Annotated in this window: 28 protein-coding genes and 1 riboswitch; of the genes, 15 read left to right on the forward strand and 13 right to left on the reverse strand. The window is 60.3% G+C overall.

Annotation, left to right across the window (positions count from 1 at the left end; translation table 11 throughout):
- Positions 1-94: 94 nt before the first annotated feature.
- Positions 95-946 (forward strand): metallophosphoesterase, encoded by an 852-nt coding sequence (locus tag GSF67_RS02965; protein WP_006312199.1) that lies wholly within the window; start codon positions 95-97, stop codon positions 944-946.
- Here GSF67_RS02965 and GSF67_RS02970 read toward each other — a convergent pair.
- Entirely contained in the window at positions 938-1,669 is a 732-nt protein-coding gene (locus GSF67_RS02970) for a YafY family protein (RefSeq protein ID WP_006312198.1), read from the reverse strand. The two genes, GSF67_RS02965 and GSF67_RS02970, sit on opposite strands and share 9 nt — an antisense overlap.
- 134 nt (positions 1,670-1,803) lie before the next feature.
- Between GSF67_RS02970 and GSF67_RS02975 the strand changes: the two genes are divergently transcribed.
- The 6 genes from GSF67_RS02975 to GSF67_RS03000 all read left to right on the forward strand — a co-directional run bounded on the left by GSF67_RS02975 (position 1,804) and on the right by GSF67_RS03000 (position 5,771).
- Positions 1,804-2,448 carry a LysE family translocator gene (locus GSF67_RS02975; protein WP_006312197.1) on the forward strand — a complete coding sequence of 215 codons (645 nt, stop codon included), beginning with the start codon at positions 1,804-1,806 and terminating at the stop codon, positions 2,446-2,448.
- 200 nt (positions 2,449-2,648) lie between these two features.
- A complete protein-coding gene (locus GSF67_RS02980) occupies positions 2,649-3,083 on the forward strand; it encodes a cytochrome c (protein ID WP_006312193.1) in 435 nt (144 codons plus the stop codon).
- A gap of 87 nt (positions 3,084-3,170) precedes the next feature.
- Positions 3,171-4,091 (forward strand): c-type cytochrome, encoded by a 921-nt coding sequence (locus GSF67_RS02985; RefSeq protein WP_006312192.1) that lies wholly within the window; start codon positions 3,171-3,173, stop codon positions 4,089-4,091.
- A 66-nt stretch (positions 4,092-4,157) separates the two neighbouring features.
- Positions 4,158-4,386: riboswitch (cobalamin riboswitch) on the forward strand.
- Between the two features lie 161 nt (positions 4,387-4,547).
- Positions 4,548-4,730, forward strand: a complete 183-nt coding sequence (locus tag GSF67_RS02990) for a CbtB domain-containing protein (protein ID WP_006312191.1) — start codon at positions 4,548-4,550, stop codon at positions 4,728-4,730.
- An 11-nt stretch (positions 4,731-4,741) separates the two neighbouring features.
- Complete coding sequence (locus GSF67_RS02995) at positions 4,742-5,452, forward strand: CbtA family protein (RefSeq protein WP_006312190.1); 711 nt, start codon at positions 4,742-4,744, stop codon at positions 5,450-5,452.
- A gap of 4 nt (positions 5,453-5,456) precedes the next feature.
- A complete protein-coding gene (locus tag GSF67_RS03000; RefSeq protein WP_006312189.1) occupies positions 5,457-5,771 on the forward strand; it encodes a hypothetical protein in 315 nt (104 codons plus the stop codon).
- A 169-nt stretch (positions 5,772-5,940) separates the two neighbouring features.
- Here the strand turns inward: GSF67_RS03000 and GSF67_RS03005 are convergent, their stop codons facing one another.
- From GSF67_RS03005 to GSF67_RS03025, 5 genes are all read right to left on the reverse strand, one after another.
- Positions 5,941-6,507: a type 1 glutamine amidotransferase family protein gene (locus tag GSF67_RS03005; RefSeq protein WP_006312188.1), complete on the reverse strand. Its 567-nt coding sequence runs from the start codon at positions 6,505-6,507 to the stop codon at positions 5,941-5,943.
- A gap of 21 nt (positions 6,508-6,528) precedes the next feature.
- Positions 6,529-7,017 (reverse strand): GNAT family N-acetyltransferase, encoded by a 489-nt coding sequence (locus tag GSF67_RS03010; RefSeq protein ID WP_006312187.1) that lies wholly within the window; start codon positions 7,015-7,017, stop codon positions 6,529-6,531.
- A 194-nt stretch (positions 7,018-7,211) separates the two neighbouring features.
- Entirely contained in the window at positions 7,212-8,159 is a 948-nt protein-coding gene (gene pip / locus GSF67_RS03015) for a prolyl aminopeptidase (protein WP_006312186.1), read from the reverse strand.
- 83 nt (positions 8,160-8,242) lie between these two features.
- Positions 8,243-8,656 (reverse strand): helix-turn-helix domain-containing protein, encoded by a 414-nt coding sequence (locus GSF67_RS03020; protein WP_010971227.1) that lies wholly within the window; start codon positions 8,654-8,656, stop codon positions 8,243-8,245.
- A 60-nt stretch (positions 8,657-8,716) separates the two neighbouring features.
- Complete coding sequence (locus GSF67_RS03025) at positions 8,717-9,064, reverse strand: hypothetical protein (RefSeq protein ID WP_006312184.1); 348 nt, start codon at positions 9,062-9,064, stop codon at positions 8,717-8,719.
- Positions 9,065-9,193: 129 nt separating this feature from the next.
- Between GSF67_RS03025 and dmeR the strand changes: the two genes are divergently transcribed.
- Positions 9,194-9,466, forward strand: a complete 273-nt coding sequence (dmeR, locus tag GSF67_RS03030) for a Ni(II)/Co(II)-sensing transcriptional repressor DmeR (protein WP_006312183.1) — start codon at positions 9,194-9,196, stop codon at positions 9,464-9,466.
- Positions 9,467-9,544: 78 nt separating this feature from the next.
- Complete coding sequence (gene dmeF / locus GSF67_RS03035; RefSeq protein WP_035215048.1) at positions 9,545-10,552, forward strand: CDF family Co(II)/Ni(II) efflux transporter DmeF; 1,008 nt, start codon at positions 9,545-9,547, stop codon at positions 10,550-10,552.
- Positions 10,553-10,562: 10 nt separating this feature from the next.
- On the opposite strand, the gene GSF67_RS03040 is transcribed toward dmeF, so the two are convergent.
- From GSF67_RS03040 to GSF67_RS03055, 4 genes are all read right to left on the reverse strand, one after another.
- Positions 10,563-10,850 carry a hypothetical protein gene (locus GSF67_RS03040; RefSeq protein ID WP_006312179.1) on the reverse strand — a complete coding sequence of 96 codons (288 nt, stop codon included), beginning with the start codon at positions 10,848-10,850 and terminating at the stop codon, positions 10,563-10,565.
- Positions 10,851-11,242: 392 nt separating this feature from the next.
- Positions 11,243-12,340 (reverse strand): glycine betaine/L-proline ABC transporter ATP-binding protein, encoded by a 1,098-nt coding sequence (locus GSF67_RS03045; protein WP_006312178.1) that lies wholly within the window; start codon positions 12,338-12,340, stop codon positions 11,243-11,245.
- Positions 12,333-13,241 carry a proline/glycine betaine ABC transporter permease gene (locus tag GSF67_RS03050; RefSeq protein WP_006312177.1) on the reverse strand — a complete coding sequence of 303 codons (909 nt, stop codon included), beginning with the start codon at positions 13,239-13,241 and terminating at the stop codon, positions 12,333-12,335. The genes GSF67_RS03045 and GSF67_RS03050 overlap by 8 nt, the downstream gene beginning before the upstream one ends.
- Before the next feature lie 245 nt (positions 13,242-13,486).
- The gene (locus tag GSF67_RS03055) at positions 13,487-14,497 is read right to left on the reverse strand and encodes an ABC transporter substrate-binding protein (protein WP_006312176.1); all 1,011 of its coding nucleotides are present in this window, start codon (positions 14,495-14,497) and stop codon (positions 13,487-13,489) included.
- On the opposite strand from GSF67_RS03055, the gene GSF67_RS03060 reads away from it, so the two are divergent.
- On the forward strand, positions 14,498-14,713 hold the full coding sequence (locus GSF67_RS03060) for a hypothetical protein (protein WP_162180286.1): 216 nt from the start codon (positions 14,498-14,500) through the stop codon (positions 14,711-14,713). It begins immediately after the preceding gene.
- A 280-nt stretch (positions 14,714-14,993) separates the two neighbouring features.
- Here GSF67_RS03060 and GSF67_RS03065 read toward each other — a convergent pair whose 3' ends face one another.
- Complete coding sequence (locus GSF67_RS03065) at positions 14,994-17,093, reverse strand: S9 family peptidase (protein ID WP_006312174.1); 2,100 nt, start codon at positions 17,091-17,093, stop codon at positions 14,994-14,996.
- A 222-nt stretch (positions 17,094-17,315) separates the two neighbouring features.
- Between GSF67_RS03065 and GSF67_RS03070 the strand changes: the two genes are divergently transcribed.
- The 4 genes from GSF67_RS03070 to GSF67_RS03085 all read left to right on the forward strand — a co-directional run bounded on the left by GSF67_RS03070 (position 17,316) and on the right by GSF67_RS03085 (position 20,718).
- The gene (locus GSF67_RS03070; RefSeq protein WP_003511997.1) at positions 17,316-17,717 is read left to right on the forward strand and encodes a DUF930 domain-containing protein; all 402 of its coding nucleotides are present in this window, start codon (positions 17,316-17,318) and stop codon (positions 17,715-17,717) included.
- A 104-nt stretch (positions 17,718-17,821) separates the two neighbouring features.
- Complete coding sequence (locus tag GSF67_RS03075; protein WP_006312173.1) at positions 17,822-18,730, forward strand: dihydrodipicolinate synthase family protein; 909 nt, start codon at positions 17,822-17,824, stop codon at positions 18,728-18,730.
- 62 nt (positions 18,731-18,792) lie between these two features.
- Positions 18,793-19,518 carry a polysaccharide deacetylase family protein gene (locus GSF67_RS03080; protein ID WP_176072006.1) on the forward strand — a complete coding sequence of 242 codons (726 nt, stop codon included), beginning with the start codon at positions 18,793-18,795 and terminating at the stop codon, positions 19,516-19,518.
- Positions 19,519-19,632: 114 nt separating this feature from the next.
- Complete coding sequence (locus GSF67_RS03085; protein WP_006312171.1) at positions 19,633-20,718, forward strand: bifunctional transcriptional activator/DNA repair enzyme AdaA; 1,086 nt, start codon at positions 19,633-19,635, stop codon at positions 20,716-20,718.
- A 321-nt stretch (positions 20,719-21,039) separates the two neighbouring features.
- On the opposite strand, the gene GSF67_RS03090 is transcribed toward GSF67_RS03085, so the two are convergent.
- Entirely contained in the window at positions 21,040-22,200 is a 1,161-nt protein-coding gene (locus tag GSF67_RS03090) for an AI-2E family transporter (protein WP_006316610.1), read from the reverse strand.
- Positions 22,201-22,284: 84 nt separating this feature from the next.
- Positions 22,285-23,145, reverse strand: a complete 861-nt coding sequence (locus GSF67_RS03095; protein WP_035216910.1) for a VOC family protein — start codon at positions 23,143-23,145, stop codon at positions 22,285-22,287.
- 278 nt (positions 23,146-23,423) lie between these two features.
- On the opposite strand from GSF67_RS03095, the gene GSF67_RS03100 reads away from it, so the two are divergent.
- A complete protein-coding gene (locus tag GSF67_RS03100) occupies positions 23,424-23,834 on the forward strand; it encodes a universal stress protein (RefSeq protein ID WP_006316613.1) in 411 nt (136 codons plus the stop codon).
- Positions 23,835-23,892 lie beyond the last annotated feature (58 nt).

Here is a 23,892-nt window from a genome sequence, read left to right on the forward strand (position 1 = left end):
TTTCGAACACCCGGCCTTCGTGCCGGGTGTTCTGCTTTTGGCATGTCGCGCGTTGTCACAAGCCTGTCATCAGCCGGGTTTATCGCGGCGCATCATGACTGAAAAAAGCACACCTCTCTTCTCCTTCGGCATCGTCGCCGATCCCCAATATGCCGACGCCGATCCCCGCCCGGACATGGGTCGTTTTTATGCCGAAAGCCCGAAAAAGCTGGCTGAGGCGATTGACGCCTTCAACCGCGAAGACCTCGCCTTCGTGGTGACGCTCGGCGATATCATCGATCGCGGCTTTGAAAATTTCGATGCGATCCTCAGCGTTTATGACGGGCTTCGCCACCCCTCGGTGCTGCTGCCGGGCAATCACGATTTCGCCGTCGCCCCCGAGCATCTTTCCGCCATCCACGCCCGCCTCGGCATGAAGGCTCCCTGGCATGATTTTGCCATAAGCGGCATCCGCTTCGTCGTGCTTGACGGCAACGATGTCAGCCTCTTCGCCCCGCCGCCTGACGATCCGCGCCGCCTGGTCGCGCAGGAGCGGTTGAAGCGCCTGAGGGATGCCGAAGCGATCAATGCGCAGGACTGGAACGCTTCGCTCAGTGACGGCCAATTCGAATGGCTACGCACCGTTCTGCAACAGGCGGATGCGGCGGGCGAAAAAGTCATCGTGCTGTGCCACTATCCCGTCTATCCGGAAAATGCCCACAACATGTGGGACGCGCCGCGCATCCTCGATCTTCTCGGCTCCCACGCGTCCGTTGCCGCATGGTTCAACGGCCATAATCACGAGGGTAATTACGGGACGCTCGGCACCACCCACTTCGTCAATTTCAAGGGCATGGTGGATACGCCCGACCAGAACACCTTTGCCATCGCCGATGTCTTCGCCGATCGGATCGCGATTCGCGGTTTTGGACGCGAGGAGGATCGGGTGTTGCAGTACTTACGGTAAAGTGACGCCTGAGATCGACCGTTCCACCTCTCCACCCGGCTGGCCGCTCTGCCAGCCGCTCATCCACAGTTGCCGCAGCTTCTCGCCTTCCATCTTGAAGAAGCTGCCTGTCGCGGCACAATCAAGCACCCGGTCCGAACGGAAATTGCGGATGGCGTGGCGCAATTCGCACCAGGCGACGATATTCACCGTCTCGGAATAATAGATCACCGCAATCGGCCGGATTCGCCGCTGCGTTTCCACACCGCTTTCGTCGCGATAGCGCAGGTCCAGCCGCTCTTCATCGCGCACCGCCCGCCTGACCGTTGCAAGGTCGATGCCGGCGGGCGCGGGGGCGATGTTGCCCCAGGCATGCAGGGCATTGGCGGAAAGTGTCTTCGACAGCGGTTCGGGCAGGGAGGCGGCGATCTTGTCGCTGACCTTTTTCGCCGCCTGGCGCAATTCCGCGTCACCGGAGCGGCCGACCATGGCGAGCGCCAGCACGATCGCCTCCGTCTCCTCGATGGAAAACATCAGCGGCGGCAGGTTGAAGCCGGGACGCAGGATGTAACCGACGCCGCGCTCGCCTTCGATCGGCACACGCATGGTCTGAAGCGCGGCGATATCGCGATAGACCGAGCGCGCGGTCACCTCCAGCATGTCAGCAATTGTCTGCGCGGTCACCGGGCGGCGCGCCAGCCGCAGGATCTGGATGATCTCGAACAGTCTCGACGCCTTGCGCATATTGTACATTTCCATGTGATAGGGCGACACAACTGACACAACGTTGTCAGTTGGCATTTTTTATAAGCGGAAAAACACATTGAGAAACAAATGCTTTCCCGAATGTGTCATCATCTTCTTTAAGGGATCCTGACATGAATTACGCTGAAAATCTCTGGCTTTTCTTCCTGCTCCTGTTCGGCATCATCATCCTGCCGGGCATGGACATGATGTTTGTGCTGGCAAGCGCGCTGACCGGCGGCAGGAAAACGGGGCTTTCTGCGGCAAGCGGCATGAGTGCTGGCGGCATGGTGCATTCTCTTTATGGAGCCGCCGGTGTCGGGTTGCTCGCCACCTGGCTGCCATCTCTGTTTCTGCCGCTTCTTGTCGGCGGGGCTGCCTATATGGTCTGGATCGGCTTCGGCCTGATGCGCAGCGCCATCACCGTCAATGGCGATGAGGCGCAGGCAAGCACCTCTGCCAGAAAGGCATTCTGGAGGGCGGTGATTACCTGCCTTTCCAATCCCAAAGCCTATCTTTTCATGATGGCGGTCTATCCGCAATTCATCAAACCCGGCTTCGGGCCGATCTGGATGCAGGGGTTGGTGATGGGGGCAATGGTGGCCGTGACGCAGTTTGCCGTCTATGGAGCCGTGGCCCTGACGGCCGACAGAAGCCGCGCTTGGCTTATCTCCTCGCCCGCTGCCACGATTTTCATCGGCCGCGCCGCAGGCTTTCTGCTGATTGCCGCCGCCCTCATGACGTTTTGGGAGGCATTTTCCTGGAGCATGGGCGAATGATTGAGGATGTCGCGCAATTTCAGCCAGCCGTCAGATACGTGCCATAAAGCCCATCCCTGCTCCGCACCGGAGCCTCGTCTAGACTTCTGTTTTCACGGCGGAATTCACCGCAATGTGACTTTTTTTCGCCATGCGGAAAGGGCATCCTCGCCCGGTTCGATAAAGCGCCGGTGTCCATGCCGGAATCAAGGAGAGTGTGCATGAAACTGAAAACCATCACGGCGGCCATGCTGTTCGGCTGTCTTTGCGCCGGAGCTGTTTATGCTGCCGGCGAAGTCGAAAAACGTGAAGGCATGATGAAGCAGATCGGCGGCTCCATGGGTGCGCTTGCCGCCATCTCCAAGGGCGAAAAGCCCTTTGACGCTGCCGCCGTCAAGGCTGCCGTGACGACCATCAGCACCAATGCCAAGGCTTTCCCCGACCAGTTCCCCGTCGGCTCAGAGACAGGCAGCGCGGCTGCTCCCGCCATCTGGGAAAACTTCGACGACTTCAAGGCCAAGGCCGCGAAGCTCGGAACGGATGCCGACGCGGTTCTCGCCAATCTCCCCACTGATCAGGCCGGCGTCGCCACTGCCATGAAGACGCTCGGCGCCGATTGCGGCACCTGCCACCAGACCTATCGTCTGAAAAAATAATCGAAGCCTCTGAAAACGCCGCCCATCGGCGGCGTTTTTCGGCACGAAAGGCATCTGACCGGGTCAGGTGAGAATGGGGAGAGGGGTATGTCCTCCATCTGGACGAAGCTTGTTGGCGGGGCAGTGGTTGCGGCCATTGCGGGCTACGGAATTTTTGCCTGGGTTACCGCACCAGAACGTCAAGCGCCGAGCCATTGGGTGAGCCTCGGTGAGCCGGATCTCGCCAATGGCGAAACCCTGTTCTGGGCCGGCGGCTGCGCAAGCTGTCACGCCGCACCCGATGTCAAGGGCGAGGGGCTGCTGACGCTTTCCGGCGGGCAGGCGCTGAAAAGCCCTTTCGGCACCTTTCACGTTCCCAATATTTCCTCTGATCCGCAGCACGGCATCGGCGGCTGGACGCTGGCGGAATTCGGCGATGCGATGACGCGCGGCGTCGGCAAGAACGGCGAACATCTTTACCCGTCCTTTCCCTATGCTTCCTATGCCCGGATGACGCAGAAGGACATCAACGATCTCTTCGGTTATCTGAAGGTTCTGCCCGCCAGCCAGAATGATGCGCTGGATCACGAGCTGCCTTTCCCCTTCAACCTGCGCATGGCGCTGGGCGGCTGGAAATTCCTTTACTTCGATCCCGCCGCACCGCCGCGCGTCGAACTCGCCAATGCCAATGCCGAATTGCTGCGCGGCCAATATCTGGTGGAAGGGCCGGGCCATTGCGGCGAATGCCATACGCCCCGCGACGCGCTCGGTGGTTTCCTTGCCGATAAATGGCTGGCCGGTGGCCCCAACCCGGAAGGCGAGGGCCGTATTCCCGACATCACCCCCGGTTCGCAAAGCATCGAAAGCTGGGCCGAAGCCGATATTGCCAGCTATCTCGAAACCGGCTTCACGCCGGAATTCGACAGCGTCGGCGGCTCCATGGTCAAGGTGCAGCAGAACATGGCGCATCTGACCACCGAAGACCGCGATGCGATCGCCGCTTATCTCAAGGCCATTCCGGCGCGGTAACCCTCAGCCGAGGCAAGGTACGCGGGTCGAAAGCAGGCCTACCATTGACTCCTGCATCTGCCCGACGGATAACATGTCCGTGATGGTTCCTTCCGGGCGTTCCGGAAGGTGAAAAGGGAACACGATAGGGAGAAATCCTCATTCGTGGCTGCCCCCGCAACTGTGAGCGGAGAGCCTGAAACGAAATGCCACTGGCAAGCCATCTCGCCTCCATCAAGGGCGAAGGCAATGCCGGGAAGGTGTTTCAGGTTTTGACCCGTAAGCCAGGAGACCTGCCATCACGGAAATATCCATGCCGGCGGGGTGTCCGGAAGAGCGGAATTTCAGGGTGGTGGCATCAATGCCTCCCTGTGTCAGTCTCGTATCCCCGTGGTGAAGTATATCGCATGCGGTCCTGCGGCTTTTGCCGTTCGCCCGCATCTAAAGGCGCGGGGTCGCGCCGGGAGAGGGGTCACCATGTCCACCAACCTGAATACGGCCAATTCAGCCGTTTCCGTAAAAACAGCCAGCGTCGCGCAGTCGCTGACAGCGATCGTGCTAGGCCTGTTCGTCGTCGGTTATGTCGGCTTTTCCCATGTGGAGGCCGTTCACAATGCCGCGCATGATACGCGCCATGCCAATGCCTTCCCCTGCCATTGAGGGGAAACGGCATGTCATTTTTTCGCAATATCGTCTTCACCGCCATTCTCGTTGGTATCGTCGGCGGCTTCGCCGTGTCTGTCATGCAGGCGGTCAGTACCACGCCGCTCATCCTGCAGGCGGAAACCTTTGAAAGCGCCGGCGAAGCGCCCCATAGCCATGATGCACCGGCGCCCGGCGCTGCCGTTCCCGCCCATGAGCATAATGAGGAGGCCTGGGCTCCGGCCGATGGTTTCGAGCGCACGGCCTATACCGTCGCCGCCAATGTGCTGACCGCCATCGGTTACGCGCTGGTGCTGACGGGCCTCATTTCGCTGCGTGGCACCGATACCGGCTGGCGTGAGGGGCTTTTGTGGGGCGTCGCCGGCTTTGCCGCCGTTATGCTCGCCCCGATGATCGGCCTGCCGCCGGAACTGCCGGGAAGCCCGGCCGCCGCACTTGAGGCGCGGCAGATCTGGTGGCTCGCGACCGTCGCCGCAACCGCGGGCGGCATTGCGTTGATCGCCTTCCGCCGCGAACCTTGGGCGGTGCTTTTGGCGCTGGTGTTGATCGTCGCGCCGCATGTGATCGGCGCACCCCTGCCGCCGGAAGGCGAACACGCGCTGGCGCCGTTGCCGCTGGAGCGTCAGTTCATCGTTGCCGCCACCATCACCAGCTTCGTCTTCTGGGCGCTGATCGGCACGTTGAGCGCGCTTTTCCTGAAACGCTTCCAGCAGGCATAAGCTTATGCAGGACGCGGCGGAATGGAGTGAGGAACTCGATGCGCTGCGTTTTGCCGTTCCCGGTCACGGCGCTTTCTGTGCCGTGCACCGCCTTGCCTTCAAGGCAGTTCTTGGGGCAACCCCGGAGCGCGAGGCGGCTCTCGCCTGTTTTCATGAACACGAAGCTGCTTTTATCGCTGCGGCGCTCAGCAAGATAAAGCGCGCAAATTTGCCCGCCGGCCGCAGCCTGCATCTGAACAGCCGCGATATTCGCCGTGCGATTTCAGGTGAGGGCGAGGACGTCACGCCCCGCGTTTGCCGGGTGCTTGATCGGGGGTAGTCATCGCCGTTCTCACCTCCGTCATCCCGGCCTTGAGCCGGGATCCAGCCAGCCCAAGTCCATGGGCTGAAAAGACTCTTTTCGCCGCGCAGACGCGCGTCGGCTGGATTCCGGCTCAAGGCCGGAATGACGGAGAGAACATGTTACGGACAGCAAAGGCCGGTACGCCTCAGCGATGCTCCGCCGCGAAAACCTGAAGTTCCGCCTCGGCTTCCGGACCAAAGAGGCCGAGGCTTTTCAGAATTTCCACCGCGAAACTGACCGGCGCACTGCCGGCCGCCGTGATGATGCCGCCATCGCTGACCGCTTTCGGCTGATCGCGATAATGCGCCTCACCGCGATAGGCCGGATACGCCTTGTGCGATGCCAGCGCATTGCCGGTATGGGCGACATCGTTGAGCACACCCGTGCCGCCGAGCGCGCTTGCCGCCGCGCAGATGCCGGCGACCAGCCGGTCCCTGTCGCGAAACCGCTTGACCAGCCCGCCAAGATCGGCAGCCGTTCCCTTTTCCCAGCTGAGACCGCCGGGAATGACAAGCGCATCGATGTCAACGGGATCGAGCGCGTCATAGGATGTGTCCGGCGTCACCTTCAGCCCGCCCATCGAGGTCACGGGCATGCCATCAGGCGTGGCGTGCACGATCTCGACACCGAGATAGCTGCGCGCTGCCGCCGCAAGCAGCGCCGGTTCCCAGTCCGCAAAATCCTGCGCGAGCGCAATGGCGATCCGTGTCATGGCCGTCTCCGTGGGTTTTAATCAGGCGATGGACTGCATGTAGCGCATGCCGGTGACCGGCCGCGGCGCGAAATCCATGTTTTCGTAGAAACGATGCGCCGCCACATTGCCGGTCGTGGCGCTGACGGAAAGATAGTCACAGCCGAGGCGCTTGGCGATATCCCGCGCACGGGACACCAGATGCTGGCCGGTGCCATGGCCGCGATGACCGTCACGCACGAAGAGATGATGCAGCTCGAGCCCGCGCCGGCCTTCCTGCGCCCTGTAGAGCGGCAAAAGCAGGGCGTAACCGATCAGCGCGTCATCGGCCTCGGCCACGAGCCCATGCACCCAGGGCAGGGGGCCGAACAGGTCGCGTTCCAACTTGGCCGGCGTGATGGCCGCCGCATCGCCGTGGTAGGAGGCAAGCAGGGTGATCATCTCGTTGAGCTCGGGCAGATCGGTCTTGCGCGCGCCGCGAATGATGACGACGGGCGGTCTTTCCAGTGTAAGGGAGCTATCTTCGGTCATTTTTTCGGTCCTTTGGTCTTATCGGTGCCGTCAGGACGTTTGAAAACAACAAAGCCGCCTGACGGCGGCTTGTTGACAATATGATCTGTCGAGCCGCCCTTAAAGGAAGGCCCAAAAATACGAGCAGGAGATGGGTGCGCGTTCGTTGATCATGGGGAATGCAATGCGCCCGAATCCATATTCTGTCAAGCGGGTCAATTCGCAAATCGCGCGATTGCCGATACGATGGCCTCTTCCATTCCAGCATCGCCGGTAGAATGACCAGCGCCGTCGATGGCAATCAGCTGGCTTCCCGGCCATGCGGCTGCGAGTTCGTAAGCCGTGATGGGCGGTCCCTGCAAATCGCGCATGCCCTGAATGAGTATGCCGGGGATGCCGGACAAACTGCCGGCGTTGCGGAGAAGTACGCCGTCGTCAAGCCATGCTGCGTGGTGAAAATAATGGGCGCAAAGGCGCGCGCGCGTCAGAATATAGTCGTCGTCGCGCCATTTTTCCGGGAAGGCCGAGGTGCTCTCTGCGGTAATCGAACCCGCCTCCCACAGGTGCCATTCGAAGGCGGCCATCCCTCGGACGGCTGGGTCAGCATCGTTCAGGAGCCGGTGATAAGCGCCAACCGGATCGTCTTTCGACATGTGATCCGGAATTGCCGCAACGAAACGCTGCCACTGTTGCGGCAGGAACATCGCCAGTCCCTTGTACAGCCAGTCGATTTCCTTCTGTCGTGTGGTGGTAACGCCTGCCAGCACCACCGCGCGCACGTATTCCGGATGCTGCTGGGCATAGGCCAGTGCGAGTGTGGCGCCCCAGGAACTGCCATAAACCAGCCAGTCGTCTACCCCGAGGGCGGAGCGAATGGCCTCCATGTCATCGATCAGATGGTGCGTGGTGTTATGCTCGAGGTTGTCGGCGGCGTTCGGTGTGCTTTTGCCGCAGCCGCGCTGGTCGAACTGGATGATGCGATAAAAGGCCGGATCGAAATAGCGCCGCGCCGTCGCCGAAAGCCCGGAGCCGGGGCCACCATGCAGCAGGATCGCCGCCCGTCCCGCCGGATTGCCGGCAATCGTCACATGCAGCCTGTGGCCTTCGGAAACGTCGAGCAACATAGTCTCGAACGGGGTGATTTCGGGAAATATCTCGGCCATCCGGTATCCCTTTTTCAAGCGGGTGGGAGGCGCATACAGGGCGTGGATGACAGTTGAATGTCAGTCTCGTATTCGCCGCTTGTTCAATGCTCGCCCTCGCACATGCCGTGGTTGGAAAGCGCGCGGATGACGTAACAATCCTCGATCGAATGGCCGTGGCAATGGGAGACGATGCGTTCCAGCTCGTGTTCCAGCTTCTTCAGGCTGGCAATCTTTTCGCGCACATGGGCAAGATGCTCGGCGGCGATGCGGTCGGCACCTTCGCAAGGCATCTGCCGGTGCTGGCTGAGCGCGAGCAGCTCGCGGATGGCCTCGATATTCAGGCCGAGATCGCGCGCATGGCGGATGAAGGCCAGCCTTTCGAGGTCGGATTTTTCGTAACGGCGCTGGTTGCCGTCCGAACGGTCCGCCTCGCGGATGAGGCCCATCTGCTCGTAATAGCGGATCGTCGGCACCTTCACGCCGGTGCGTTTCGACAGTTCACCGATGGACAGCATGGCTTTCTCCATATCTCCAGTCTCTAGAGATATGGCTTTTTCACGACCGATTCAATGGCCTCAAGCGGCATCGTTGACGCCAAGCGCTTGGGCCAGTGCCTTCAGAACCTGCGATTCGAGGCTTGCCATATCCGGCTGGGCGGAAGCGACCACGTCAGCATTGGCGCCAGTGGAGGCGGAAGCGCCGCTGTTCATGTCCCAGAGAGCAGCGGCGAGGCTGGCGGAGGCACCGGCCAGCGGAGCGACGGCTGTGGCGACATTGCCCGCCACCGAAATGGCGCGATGGGCCGCCCGCGTCAGCTCCTGCAAAGCCTCGGTGGTGGACTGGCTCTCCCGGCTGTGCGCTGGCGCGATGCCGCGGACCGGAGAGGCGAAATTGATGCTGCTGGTTGCTGCGATAGTCGTCATGACTGTGAGTCCCCTAGTTCTGATGGAGCATTTTTAAGGTCCGAAACATTCGCGAGGATTGCGTCATGCACGCCTTGTGCAAAAAATAACTGCAATATAGTATACCCCCCTATAGTATATGAGGTGCACATGTCCCACACGATCCGCAACAAGGACAAGCTGCTGGCCCGCATCCGCCGCCTGAAAGGGCAGATGGAGGCGGTGGAACGCGCATTGGACGATGCCAAGCCCTGCGGCGAGGTGCTGCAATTGCTCGCCTCCGTGCGCGGCGCGCTTTCAGGCCTGACGGGGGAGGTGATGCAGGAGCATCTGCACGAACACGTGGTCCATGCCGAAAATGAAGACGAGCGGGCGCGGGCGGCGGAAGAGCTGGCCCAGGTGCTGAAGACCTACATCCGGTAGGTCAACGCAGGCCAGCAGAATGAAAAGAAGCCGGCAGAGTTGAGAAAGGCCGGTAGAGTCGAGAGAGGATTGAGCGACATGACGACGACTTCCGAACCTTTCGCCACGGCGGAGCATCACCATATTTATCTCGGCCAGAATCATGAGCGCAATGAAAGGCGCGTCTGGATGGTCATTGCATTGACCACCGTCATGATGGTGGCGGAGATCGTCGCCGGCCACTGGTTCGGCTCCATGGCGCTGACGGCGGATGGCTGGCACATGTCTACCCATGCGGGCGCGATGTTGATTTCGGCGCTCGCCTATCTCTATGCAAGGCGCGAGGCGCGCAATCCGCGCTTCAGCTTCGGCACCGGCAAGTTCGGTGATCTCGCCGGTTTTGCCAGCGCCGTCGTGCTTGCCGTGGTGGCGCTGCTCATTGCGGTTGAAAGTGGCCTGCGTCTCGTCAGTCCCGTCCAGATCGATTTCAATCAGGCTATTCTCGTTGCCGTCATCGGCCTTGTCGTCAATCTCGTCAGCGCCGTGCTGTTGAAGGATGACCATCATCACGATCATGGCCACGGCCACGGCCATGGTCACGCTTCGCATGCCCATCACGGCCATGGCAGCCATGCCCACCACGATCACGGTTCGCATGCGCAGCACGGCGCAAAGGGCGGGCGGGACAATAATCTGCGCGCCGCCTATCTGCATGTGCTGGCGGATGCGCTGACCTCAGTCCTTGCCATCGTTGCGTTGCTGCTCGGCAAGTGGAATGGCTGGAACTTTCTCGACCCATTGATGGGCATTGTCGGCGGTCTGGTCATCGCCCGCTGGTCATGGGGGCTCATTCGCTCCACGGCAACGACGCTGGTCGATGCGGTGCCGCTGACGGACGACCTGCCGCAGGAAATCCGTGATACGGTGGAAACGGAAGAAGATCGCATCACCGATCTGCATGTCTGGCAGGTTGGCCCGGGCCACCATGCGGCCATCGTCGCGATCCATTCGCAGGCGCCGAAAGCGCCGGCCTTTTATAAACAGAAACTTGCCGCCATACATGAACTGTCGCATGTGACAGTGGAAGTCAGCCCGGCAAGGGCCTGATCGGAATCGCCTATTCGGTATATTCCGAATAGGCGCCGCGTACCCATTCGGCCTGGGCTTCCGCCTTGTCTTCGGCGGAGGCGGCCGGCGTATCCTGATAGGCGGGGGCGCTGCCATTGCCGACGGCCCACAGCACATTGGCCAGCGACTGGGAAAGAATGGTGCTGGAAACGGTCGGGTTGCCGGGACCGCGTTTTACGGCCTGCTCCTCCGGCGTGCTTTGCGCGCTGCCAGCTTTTTCGAGGTCGCGGATGCGACCCTGATAATTATATCCGCCAATATTGCTTTCGATCTGCATTTGGGTGATTCCGCGTTCAAAAGTTAACGAATAGTTAACGGCGGCGACTTGTCTGAAGCTTGCGTCTGCTGCGCTGCAATGACGGTCGAGGGTTGACAGTCGGCGAAGTAGTGCTTCGTTTTTGCATGGAGGGGCGGGGCGGGTGATATTGGATCGCCGACTGCACCCTCATTCGACGTCATCCTCGGGCTTGTCCCTGTTATCTGCAACCGATTGATTTTATTCGACGTGATTAGATCCTCGGCACAGGGCCGAGGATGACGTCGGGGGTATGTTTACCCTTCGAACCGGTCTCAAGGACATTGCAGCCTCAATGGAAATCTAAACCGGACTGCAGTGGGACAAGTCCGGGAATGACGGAGGCGATGTTTCCGTCATTTTAAATGACCGGATCACGCCGTTTCCTTCTCAGCCGGAGCAACGGGCTCCCGCATCTCCTCCTCCACCTCAACCGTCGCCGCCGTCTCCTGCGGCGCAGGCGTCACCATGGCCGCCACCAGCGTGTCGAGGCCGATGCTGCCGACCGGCTTGCCGTCCTCATCCACCACATGGGCCTGGGTTTCATTGGCCTCCGACATGTCGCGGGCAATGGTTTCCAGCGTGGCGTTCTCAGGCACGGACATGCCTTCCGGCTTGCTGTCCAGCGGTTCCATGACAGTGGTCGCCTGCAACACGCGGCTGCGGTTCACGTCGCGAACGAAGTCGGTGACGTAACCATCCGCAGGGGAAAGGATGATGCTCTGGCCGTCGCCCTGCTGCACCACTTCGCCGTCTTTGAGGATGGCGATATGGTCCCCGAGCCGCAAAGCCTCGTCCAGATCGTGAGTGATGAACACCACGGTCTTTTTCAGTTCCTGCTGAAGATCGAGCAGCATCGTCTGCATGTCGACGCGGATCAGCGGATCGAGCGCCGAATAGGCCTCGTCCATCAGCAGAATATCGGCGTCATTGGCAAGCGCCCGGGCAAGGCCGACGCGCTGCTGCATGCCGCCGGAAAGCTGGTTCGGATAATAATCCTCGTAGCCGTCAAGGCCGACACGATTGAGCCAGTAACGGCCCTTTGTTTCGCTTTCCTTGCGCGGCACGCCCTGGATGTCGAGACCGTAGACGCTGTTTTCGAGCACTGTGCGATGCGGCAAGAGGCCGAATTTCTGGAACACCATCGCCGTCTTGTGGCGGCGGAATTTCCGGAGCGCCGAGGTGCTCATGCCGCAAATGTCCTCGCCGTCATAGAGAACTTCACCGGCGGTCGGGTCGATCAGCCGGTTGATGTGGCGGATCAGCGTCGACTTGCCGGAGCCGGACAATCCCATGACGACGGTGATCTTGCCGCCCGGCATGGTGATGTTGATGTTGTTGAGGCCAAGCACGTGACTGTGTTTGTCGTTCAGCTCGACCTTGTCCATGCCCGACCGCACCGCTTCGAGATATTTCTCGGGATGCTTGCCGAAGATCTTGTAAAGGTTACGGATTTCGATGCTTTTAGCCATGGGAGACCTCGCGGTATTTCTGCAGGCGCTTGCCGAAAGCCTGGCTTGCCCGATCAAACATGATGGCGATGGCGACCAGAGCGAAACCGTTCAGGAAGCCCACCGTGAAAAACTGGTTGTTGATGGCCTGCAGCACATTCTTGCCGAGACCACCGACGCCGACCATCGAGGCGACGACGACCATGGCGAGCGCCATCATGATGGTCTGGTTGATGCCGGTCATGATGGTGGGCAGCGCCAGCGGCAGCTGCACGTTGAACAGCTTCTGGCCGTTGGAGGAACCGAAGGCATCCGCCGCTTCCAGCACTTCCCGGTCCACCAGGCGGATGCCGAGGCTCGTCAGGCGAATGACGGGCGGAATGGCGTAGATCACCACTGCGATCAGGCCCGGTACCTTGCCGATGCCGAAAATCACCACCACGGGGATGAGATAAACGAAGCTTGGCAGGGTCTGCATCACGTCGAGCACGGGATTGATGAGGCGTTGCAGGCGTTCGGAACGACCCATCAGAATGCCGAGCGGCAGGCCGATGACGATGGCGATCAGCGTGGCGATGGCGACAATGGAAAGCGTCGTCATGGCGTCGCGCCAGAGGCCGACGGCGCCGATCATGAAGAGGGAGATTGCGGTGCCACCGGTGATCTTGAAGCTGCGCCCGGCCAGATGCACGATCGCGAGAATGGCGAGCATCGTGATGATCCACGGCGTCTGGATGAACAGCCGCTCCGAGGCGTTGAGGAAGAGTTGCAATGGATGCACGACCACATCGATCGCATCGCCGTAGTTGCGCACGATGTCGCGAAAACCGTCATCGATAGTTTTGCGTGCCACACGCATCGTGGAGTTGTCGATTGCCGGGAATTTGCAGAGCAAATCCGGCAGGTAGTTGCAGAGGGCCATTATTGTTGTTTTCCCTTTGGGTTTGATGGTGGTGCGGCGGGCAACGGAGTCTAGGGTTACCCCCCTCTGTCCTGCCGGACATCTCCCCCTCAAGGGGGGAGATCGACCCGCGGCAACGTTTCGCCCATCAAACAGGTTGCGGATTTGTGAGAAGGGTGCGCCCAGCCGATCTCCCTCCTTGTGGGGGAGATGCCCGGCAGGGCAGAGGGGGGTAGGCGGCTTGCGCCGACTCCCCCATCAACCACTCACATCGAAGCCTTGATCTTCTCCGCCACCTCGGGCGAAACCCACTTCGTCCAGATATCCTCGTGGTTCTCGAGGAAATACTCGGCGCCGTCCTCGTTGGTGCCCTGGTTGTCATCCATCCAGGCCAGAACCCCGGCAACCGTCGCGTTGTCCCACTGCCGCTTGCGGATATAGTCGATGGACGGACCGGCCTTTTCCGCAAAGTCCTTGGTCACAACAGTGAACACCTCGGCTACCGGATAGGCGTTTGGCTTGGGATCGGCACAATCCGGCTTGGCGATGCAAGTGTCGTAGGCCTCGCGGTCGAGTGCCACGCCATCGTCCAGCTTCACCATGTCATATTTGCCGAGAATGGCTGTCGGAGACCAGTAATAGCCGAGCCAGCCCTGCTTCTTCTCGTAGGCATTGGAAATCGAGCCATCGAGGCCCGCCGCGGAGCCGGTGTCGATCAGGGCGAACCCCTTTTCGTCAGCCTTGCGTGCCTTGAACAGGTTGGCGGTCGTCGGCTGGCAGCCCCAGCCCGGCGGGCAGCCGAAAACGGCACCCTTGCTGGCATCTTCAGGTGCGGGGAAAAGCTCGGGATGCTTGAGTGCATCCTCAACCGTCTTGATGTCAGGATGTTCGTCGGCGAGATATTTGGGAATCCACCAGCCTTCGACACCGCCCTCGCTCAGAATTTTGACTTCCTGGATGAGGTTGCCCTTCTTGACGGCTTCCTCATAGGGGGTGCCAAGGGTGTTCACCCACATTTCGGGCGCCATATCCGGTTGGCCCTTTTCGTTCATCGAGGTGAATGTCGGAGTGGTGTCGCCACTGATGACGTTGACCGTGCAATCATAGCCGTTTTCCATGATGAACTTGTCGACGTAAGCCGCGACACCGGCAGATGCCCAGTTCATTTCGGCGATGGTGATGTTGCCGCATGTCTCTGCGGCATTGGCGGAATTTGCTGCACCGGCAGCGATGATAAAGCCCGTTACGAGAATGGTCGAGGCCAGGAGTTTCTTCATGTGGAGACCTCCAAGTCTGATGCAGTGTTTTCATTTGGCAAAGCGGGAGCACTGCAAAGCCCGGATTGCCAAGGGCGAACTGACATGGCGCATGGAAAAGCCGAAAAAATCCGGCGAGAAGATTATCCGCAAGACGTTCTGCAGGATTGCCGCGAGAAAGGCGGCGAAAAGGCGCATGAATATGTCAACGGCCCGGATAATACGGCCAAAAAGTGATATTGCAACGCGAAACGGCGCAACGCAGCCATGCGTTCGATTTCTGGAACATTTTTTCCGGTCGAATAATACATGAGCTATATTTGTATTTGTGCAAGATATATTCTAAGTTGCAGTAACTGAAAATAAAAATTCACTGGCCGCAAAGATGGTATTTAAATAAAAGATGCAGTTGATAATTTGTGGAAAAAATATTCAGAAACGAGATTTTTGCAGGTATTTTCGTCCAAAATAAGATCGGGCGACGATTGGATCGCCGCCCGTTTCTGCATTCAGCGTGTCACACGGCGTCCTTGCCCGCGACCTTCAGGGCGAAGGCATATTCGAAGGCGACTTCCTCCAGCCGCTGGAAACGGCCCGACTTGCCACCATGGCCAGCCGCCATGTTGGTCTTGAGCAGGATGGGGGCTTCCCCCGTCGTCTTCTCGCGCAGCTTCGCCACCCATTTGGTCGGCTCCCAATAGGTCACGCGCGGGTCTGTGAGGCCGGAAAGCGCAAGCAGCGGCGGATAGGATTTTTCCCCGACATTGTCATAGGGGCTGTAGGCAGCGATCCAGCCATATTCCTCTTCCGATTCCAGCGGATTGCCCCATTCCGGCCATTCCGGCGGGGTCAGCGGCAGCGTGTCATCGAGCATGGTCGTCAGCACGTCCACGAAGGGAACGGCGGCGATGATGCCGGCGAATTTCTCCGGCGCCATATTGGCGACGGCACCCATTAGCATGCCGCCCGCCGAACCGCCTTCCGCGATGATGCCCTCATAGGAGGTGAAGCCTTCCTGTACCAGATGATCGGCAGCCGCGATGAAATCCTTGAACGTGTTCTGCTTGTTTTCCATCTTGCCGGTTTCGTACCATTCGAAACCCTTGTCCTTGCCGCCGCGAATATGGGCGATGGCGTAGATGAAACCACGGTCGGCCAAAGATAGCGTGGTGGTGGAGAAGGAAGCGGGAATGGTGATGCCGTAAGCGCCATAACCATAAAGCAGGCAGGGAGCAGAGCCATCGAGCGCTACATCCTTGCGGTAGAGCAGGGAGACCGGCACCAGCTCGCCATCATGGGCAGGCGCCATGATGCGGCGGGTGATGTAATCATCCGGATTGTGGCCCGAGGGCACTTCCTGCGTCTTCAGAAGCGTACGCTCGCGCGTCACCATATCGTAATCGAACAACTGGCTCGGCGTCGTCATCGACGAATAGGAGAAGCGGATGACGTCGGTGTCGTATTCCGCCGCACCATGCAGGCCGAGCGAATAGGCCTCTTCGGCAAAGGCGATGGAATGTTCCTCGCCGGTGCGGCGATCGCGGATGACGATGCGCGGCAGGCCGTCGCGGCGCTCCAGCCAGATCAGATGGCGGGCATAGGCATCGACGGACAGGATGAGACGGCCCGGCTCATGCGGCACCACCTCCTTCCAGTTTTCCTTGCCCGGCGCGGTAACCGGCGTTTCCATGATGCGGAAATCCTTGGCGTCACCATCATTGGTAAGGATGAAGAAGACATCGCCGCCTTCGCACATCGAATATTCGATGCCCTCTTCGCGCTCCGCCACCACCTTTGGCTCAGCCGTCAGGTCTTTGGTGGAGAGAATGCGATATTCGCTGGTTTCATGGTCGTGAATATCGATGAAGATGAAATCGTCGAGGACAGAAGCTCCGACGCCCATGAAAAAACCCGGGTCCTTTTCCTCATAGACCAGCCGGTCGGCCGATTGCGGCTCACCGATAATGTGGTGGAAGACTTTCGAAGGACGGTGGTTCTCGTCCTGCAGCGTATAGAAGAAGCTCTTGCCGTCAGGCGCCCACGCGCCGCCGCCGCCGGTATTTTCCACGACATCGGCAAGGTCTTCACCGGTTTCGAGGTTGCGGATGCGCAGTGTGAAATATTCCGAACCCTTGTCGTCGTAACCCCAGATGCCGTAACTGTGATCGGACGACTGGTCGAGGCCGGCAAGACGGAAATAATCCTTGCCTTGCGCTTCCTTGTCACCATCCAGCAGCACATGTTTGTCGCCGCCATCACGCGGCGTGCGGAAATAATGCGGCTGCTCGCCGCCGGTCACGAACAGCGTGCCATAGGCAAAGGGCCCGTCATTGACCGGAACGGAGGAATCGTCCTGCTTGATGCGGCCCTTCATCTCCTCGAACAGCTTTTCCTGAAGCGCCCTGGTGTCGCCCATGGCGGCTTCCATATAGGCATTCTCCGCCTCCAGATGGGCGCGGATGGCCGGGTCGAGCAGGGTGGGGTCCTTGAACATGGCCTGCCAGTTATCGGCCCGGAACCATGCGTAGTCATCGATGCGGGTGATGCCGTGATGCGTGTCCTGGACGGGCCGTTTTTCGGCGGTCGGAGCGGCGGGCAGGTTCTTGAAAATAGGCAAGGGAAACTCGCTTTACTATGAAAAATCGATGGGCGGGACCAAGATGTAGAGTGCCCCTCACGCCCGATCAAGTTTCAAATCTCAACAGGGGAAATGAGGCTTGGGCACAATTTCGTCAGTTTTCGATCACATTTTGGCAATATCCGGCAAATCAGCGATGATGCGCGCCTGCCACCGGCCTGCCGTCCATCGATAAGAACAAACGAAAACTGACAGGATCCCATGCGAAAGTTTCTTCCCGCTGCTCTTTCTGCGTTTTTCCTTGCCTTGCAGGCCTCTACACCTGCTTTCGCAATAGACGCCAACGTCATGAGGCAGCTTAACGTGCTCGCCCCCGAGGAGCGTCTGGAGCAGCGTTGCGATATAGAGGCGATGGAGCGGATCGCGACCGAGCAGAAGGGTATGAAGCCGGATAAGGTCATTGCCTATACTTTCGGTGATCCCGAGGTTGGCAAGAATTCGATCAAGGCGTCGGGTGCAGTCTTCAGAAGCGCCGGTGAATGGTACAAGCTCAAATACAAGTGCCAGCTGAAAAGCGACAGCCTCTCCATCCAGTCCTTCGATTACCGTGTCGGCGACAAGATTCCCGAAGAGCAGTGGAAGAAGTTGTATCTTTATGACTGACCGCCGAAATTTTCGGCGTCTTGAGGAAGTTTAGCCCCGCTTTTCTTGCCGCTCCGCCAGTGGCTCTGTAACCCTGCTTGCCGATCAAAGCGAGGGAGACGGACATGGCGACACGATTCAAGGGACTTTCGGCTTTTCCGATCACGCCGGCTGACGAGGCCGGGCGAGTCGATATTGAGGCCTTCTCCGCCCTGATCGCGCGGCTGGATGCGGCGGAGGTCGATTCCGTCGGCATCCTCGGCAGCACCGGCATCTATATGTATCTCACGCGTGAGGAGAGACGCCGCGCCATCGAGGCAGCCGCCACGATCCTCAGGGGCAGGCGCACGCTGATGGCAGGCGTCGGCGCGTTGCGCACCGATGAGGCCGTGGCGCTGGCGAAGGACGCTGAAGCAGCCGGTGCGGACGCGCTGCTGCTCGCACCCGTTTCCTACACGCCGCTGACGCAGGAAGAGGCCTATCACCATTTCGCCGCCGTCGCGGGTGCGACGGCCCTGCCGCTCGCGATCTACAACAACCCGACGACCACCCGCTTCACCTTCAGCGACGAGCTTCTCGTGCGGCTGGCCTATATCCCGAATATCCGCGCCATCAAGATGCCGCTGCCCGCCGATGCCGATTATGCCGGCGAGCTTGCACGTCTGCGCCCCAAGCTGTCGGACGATTTCGCCATCGGTTACAGCGGTGACTGGGGCTGCACTGACGCCACACTTGCCGGCGGTGACACCTGGTACAGCGTGGTTGCCGGTCTGCTCCCGGTTCCGGCGTTGCAACTGATGCGGGCGGCTCAGGCCGGTAATGCGGAGGAGGCAAAAAGGCTCGATGCGACCTTCCAGCCGCTCTGGGCGCTGTTTAAGGAATTCGGCAGTATCCGCGTGATCTATGCCGCCGCCAACATCCTGTCGCTGACGGTCAGCGAACCACCCCGGCCGATCCTGCCGCTCACCAGCGCGGAGCGCCAGCGGGTGGAAGAGGCGCTGGAGGCACTATCCGCGCTAGAAACCGCGCCATAATTCGGGCGCTTTGCGGGCGGATTGCCACGGGAATACACTGCATGACACTGCGGAAAATGAAAATGATGCGTCGCCTCCTGCTTGCTGCCCTGTTTGCCTCTGCCGCCTCCACCGCCTTTGCGGGGAACGGCCTGGTCGAGCCGTCGCTGAAAATGACGCCGCAGCATGACGGCAAGGTTCGGGTGGCGATGACGCTCGATGCCTGCATGGGCAAGACCGACCACCGCATCCTCGATACGCTGGTGCACGAGCGTATCCCTGCCACGATCTTCGTCACCGCCCGCTGGCTGAAGCACAATGGCGAGGCGCTGGCGGTTCTGATGGCCCATCCTGACCTCTTCGAGATCGAAAACCACGGCGAAAACCATGTGCCGGCGGTGGATAAGCCCGTTGCCATCTATGGCATCGCGGCTGCCGGATCGGAAGCGGCGGTCGTGCAGGAAGTCGAAGGTGGTCGTCAGGCGATCGTCGCCGCCACCGGTCTCCAGCCGCAATGGTTTCGTGGGGCGACGGCCAAATATACCAATTCCTCCATGGCCACCATCAACCGCCTCGGCATGCGGGTGGCCGGTTATTCCGTCAACGGCGATGGCGGCTCGCTGCTCGGTGCAGCCATGACGGCAAAACACATCGCTGCCGCCAAGAATGGCGATGTCATCATCTCCCACATCAACCAGCCCACCCACGAGGCGGGCGAGGGTGTGGTGAAGGGCCTTCTGGCGCTGAAAGCCCGCGGCGTCATCTTCGCCCGGCTGGACGACCCGTCCTTCGCGCCACCGGGGAATTGAAACGGGGACAGATTTTTCCTCATTCCTGTGACAAGCACAGGAATGAGGTCGTGAGCCACATCCACGCCCGTTTTTCGGCGGCATGCCTCTCAAAATTGCGCTAGCATCCCTCCCATGATGCTGTTCAAACGCCCCGACACTGAAACACTCTATTCCGCCCTTGTGAACAAGGATCCCGCCTATGAAGGCGTGGCCTATGTCTGCGTGACATCCACGAAGATTTTCTGCCGCTTCACCTGCACGGCGCGCAAGCCGAAGATCGAGAACTGCCGGTTCCGGGAGACTATCGCGGAATGCCTGGAGGCCGGTTTCCGCCCCTGCAAGCGCTGCAAGCCGATGCTGTCTTACGGCACGCCCGACGGGACCGTTACTGCGCTCCTGACAGCGCTGGAAAACGAACCGGCGCGGCGCTGGCGCGAGGAGGATGTGGTGGCGCTCGGCCATGATCCCTCCACCGTGCGGCGCAGCTTCAAGCGCCGTTTCGGCATGAGCTTTCTGGAAATCGCCCGGCTGCGGCGGGTGGGGGACGCGGCGGAAAGCCTTGCCTCCGGCGAAGCGGTGATCGGCGCGCAGATCGATGCCGGTTATGAATCCGGCAGCGGCTTTCGCTCGGCCATCAACCAGTTGTTCGGCACCTCTCCCGCCGCCATGAAGGGCAGGGGGTTCCTGAAGGGCGACTGGATCGACACGCCGATTGGCCCGATGCTGGCCGTTGCCGACGACCACGCCCTGCATCTCCTCGAATTCGCCGACCGGCCGGCTCTTCCCGCCGAGCTGAAACGGCTGAAGGCCCGCACCGGCGCGGATATGGTGCTGGGCCGCACCGCGGTCACCGGCCAGATCGCCGCGGAACTTGCGGCCTATTTCGCCGGCCGTTCGGGCAGTTTCGAAACCCGGCTCGCCGGCCACGGCACGCCCTTCGAGCGCGATGTCTGGCGGAACCTGCGGGAAATCCCGGCGGGTGAGATCGTCAGCTATTCCTCGCTCGCAACCGCGATGGAGAGGCCTACCGCCGTGCGGGCGGTGGCCCGCGCCAATGGCGCCAACCAGATTGCCATCGTCGTTCCCTGCCACCGGGTGCTGGGTGCGGATGGCAGTCTGACGGGGTATGGTGGCGGGCTGTGGCGCAAGAAATGGCTGATTGAGCACGAGCGCCGGGTGGCGCAGAGGCAGATGCTGGGAATGCCGCTCGCTTCCTGAGTGGCTTGGCCGTTGGGTTTGGGTAGGTCGTTCAGTTAGTTGAGCGGGCGTGGGTGTGGGTGTGGGTGTGGGTGTGGGTGTGGCTTACCCCCCTCTGCCCTGCCGGGCATCTCCCCCTCAAGGGGGGAGATTAGCAAGACGCTCTTTCTTCACTTCATACTCAAACGTTGAGATGGGCGAAAAATAGCCGCGAATCGATCTCCCCCCTTGAGGGGGAGATGCCCGGCAGGGCAGAGGGGGGGTAGCCACACACGCTCACCGTCAACGGACAATACACTCCAATTCCTTGTTTCGTCACATTTCCCACCAGAAACCCGGCATCTAATCCGGCAGCTTGGGCACCACCCGGCGCGAGGGAAACAGTTCCCGCGTCACCGTCATGGCGATCAGCGACAGCGGCAGTGCCAGCATGGCACCGGCCGCGCCCCACATCCACGTCCAGAAAATGATCATTACGAAGACGAGGAAGGGGTTGATTTCCATGTTGCGGCCGACGACCGCCGGGAAGGCGAGATTTTCCATCAACAGGTGAATGGTGAAGAAAACACCCGCCGGCAGCAGCGCAAGGATCATGTTGTCATGGGCGATGATGCCGGCGATGGTGAGCGATATGGTCATGAGGGTGATGCCGAGAAAGGGCACGAAGCTCGAGAGGAAGGCAAAGAGCCCCCACAGAAGCGGCATGGAAAGGCCGCCGAGATAAGCGATCACGATCATGGTGACACCCAGCGCGGCGTAGATGAGGCTTGCCGTGGCGAAATAGGTGCCGAGCACTTTTTCCACCGAGCCGATGATGCGGATGGTTCTCAGCCGCTGATGGCGCGCAGGGAAGACCATGATGAGGGCCTTGCGCAGCCGCAGGCGGCTGTAGAGAAACATCAGGAGAGCCGCAAGGAAGATCAGCCCCTGGACGATCGCAGGCGTGACGTTCGCGCCGAGCAGCGTGATGATTTCGCCGCTACGCGAAATCAGCGATTCCATCGACATCGAACCCATGCTGAACGTCGCTGCGGAAATATTCAGCCATCGCAGGTTTTGGACATAGGGCAGGAAGCGATCGATACTGCGTTCGATCAGGGCAGGACCTTCGGTTGCAAGCTGCGACACGGGGTCGATCAGCGAGTTCACCACGAAAAAGATCACGGCGGCGACGAGCGTGGACAGGATGAGGGCGACACCTGCGCCCGGAATGCCGTAGGAGGCCAGCTTCTCAGCCGAAATCCCGAGGATCATGCCGACAACCACCGCCATGACCACTGGCATCAGGATCATCGACAGTTCATGGATGACCGCCATGGACATGATCAGGAAAATGCCGATGATCGACCAGGCAACGAAGACATCCAACGCCTCCCGCCCGAGCGGTTGCTGGCTGCGCGCGTCATCCCGCTGCGAAACCGAGGCCGGTGTCAAAAGTGGATCGCCCTTGTCTAGCGCCAAGGCCGCCGTGCCGGCCAAATCCGGCTTTGCATTCTTATTCATCGGACTATCCCCCAATAGGGCATTTAACGTCCGACACCTCAGGCGGTTCCGGGGCGGCGCAAATTTCCGCCGCCCCGTTTTAGCTCACGCCGAGAGCTTCAGGCCGATGCCCCAGGGGTCTTTGAGGACGATGCCATCGCTTTGTCTTTCGGTGGCGATTTCCAGCCGGTCGAGGGCCGCGATCGCCGTGTCGAGCGCCGCCTTCTCGTTGAACTTCAGCGAATAGCCGGCAAGGCCCGTCATGCTGTCCTTGCGGGTCGAGGCACCGCGGCTGTTCCAGATATTGGCGGCGACATGATGGTGATAGGCCCCCGAGCCGAAGAAGCTCGCACCCGGATACCGCGCCATGATCTTAAGCCCCAGCACATCCTGATAAAACTCATCCGCCTGTGGAATATTGCCGACCTGCAGATGAATGTGGCCGATGGCGGTGCCATCAGCCGCACCGGTAAAGGCCGTCTTCGGGGCGCTGTCGTAAAGCGCCTGCAGGTTGAGGCCGATCGTCGCCATCTCCACCGTGCCGTCAGGCTGGTAGCTCCATTCGTCGGGCGAACGGTCGCGATAGACTTCGATACCATTGCCTTCTGGGTCGGCGAGATAGATCGCCTCACTGACCAGATGGTCGGATGCGCCCTGAAGCTGGATATTGTGATGGGCGGCATGCGCCAGCCAATGGGCGAGATCGTTGCGGCTCGGCATCAGGAAGGCGGTGTGGAACAGGCCGGCGGCATTGCGCGGCGCACGTTCCGCCGTGTCGGAGGTGGAGAGCGTCAGCAACGGCTGGCCGTTTACGCCAAGCACTTCGCCGCTCGGGTTCTTTTCGAGAACGGAAAGACCGATGATCTTCTGGTAGAAATCCGAAACGCGCGGCAGATCGTGAACGACGAGATGCGCCTGACCGACATAGGCCGGCCGCGTCAGGGCGAATTGTTTGATTTCACTCATCTTGATCTCCATATTGAATCCGAAGCGCCAAGGGGCGGATCGGTCGCCGATGCTATCGGCCGACGCCGCTTTGCGGCGTTTGTTAGAGCCGAATATGGGCTGGTTTCGTCGTTCAGCAAAGATCGCATTGCGGCGATTGACTGTTCATTATTCGTTGACAATATCACCCGCTGGTGCCGCTGTGGCTTTGACTTCGATCAAGGCAAAGGTGGCGCTGCCGGGGAAATATGAGCCTAACCCGACACACGAAATGGCGGATCAAGCAAAAGGAGACAGCCATGTACAAGAAGATCATCGTACCGGTAGACCTCAGCGCCACCGACAAGGGGGAAAAGATCCTCGAAAAGGCCAAGGCGCTGCTGGACCCCGACGGCGAGATCGTTCTCATCAACGTGGTGGAGGAACTGCCGGGGTATATGGCGATCGACCTGCCTGTCGACCTTATCGAAAACGCCATCAAGGACGCCAAGGCGAAGCTTTCAGACCTCAAGACCAAGGCCGGTTTCAAGGGCAGTCAGGAAATCAGAAGCGGCGCCCCCGCACGCGAGATCATCGCCGCCGCCGAGGAACACAGGGCGGATCTCATCATCATCGCGTCGCACACGCCGGACTTCAGCAATTATTTCATCGGCGCCACCGCCGACCGCGTGGTGCGCCACGCCAAGTGCTCGGTGCTGGTGGATCGGTAAGAGTTTGACATTTTAGGGTTGCAGGCGGTTTTCCCGCCCCCCAAAGCATTTCCAGGAA

This window comes from Agrobacterium sp. CGMCC 11546 (assembly GCF_013365515.1).
Taxonomy (GTDB): Bacteria; Pseudomonadota; Alphaproteobacteria; order Rhizobiales; family Rhizobiaceae; genus Agrobacterium; species Agrobacterium fabrum.